This window comes from Streptomyces sp. CLV115, from assembly GCF_038448545.1.
In the GTDB taxonomy this organism is placed as follows: domain Bacteria; phylum Actinomycetota; class Actinomycetes; order Streptomycetales; family Streptomycetaceae; genus Streptomyces; species Streptomyces sanglieri.
In genome coordinates, this window is the sequence record NZ_JBCEWQ010000459.1 from 1 (window position 1) to 342 (window position 342).

1 pseudogene is annotated in these 342 nt (G+C 71.9%); it reads left to right on the forward strand.

Features of this window, described 5'->3' with window-relative positions:
* Positions 1-342, forward strand: a pseudogene (locus tag AADR41_RS42645) (DNA polymerase III subunit gamma and tau); the annotation flags it as partial.

The following is a 342-nucleotide window of genomic DNA, read 5'->3' on the forward strand; positions in this document are numbered from 1 at the left end:
AGGTGCGGAACATGTGGCCGGACATCCTGGAGGCGGTGAAGAACCGCCGCCGCTTCACCTGGATCCTGCTCAGCCAGAACGCCCAGGTGACCGGCTTCGACGGCACCACCCTGCAGATCGGCTTCCTCAACGCGGGCGCGCGGGACAACTTCGCGAGCAGCGGCAGCGAGGAAGTGCTGCGGCAGGCGCTGGCCGAGCGCTTCAACGCGCAGTGGAAGATCGAGGCCGTCGTCGATCCGTCGGGCGGCGCCGGAGCGCCTGCGCAGACCGGCGGCGGACGCCCCGCCGCGCCGCCGGTGCAGCAGTACCAGGCCCCCGCGCCCCAGCAGGGTTACGAACCCC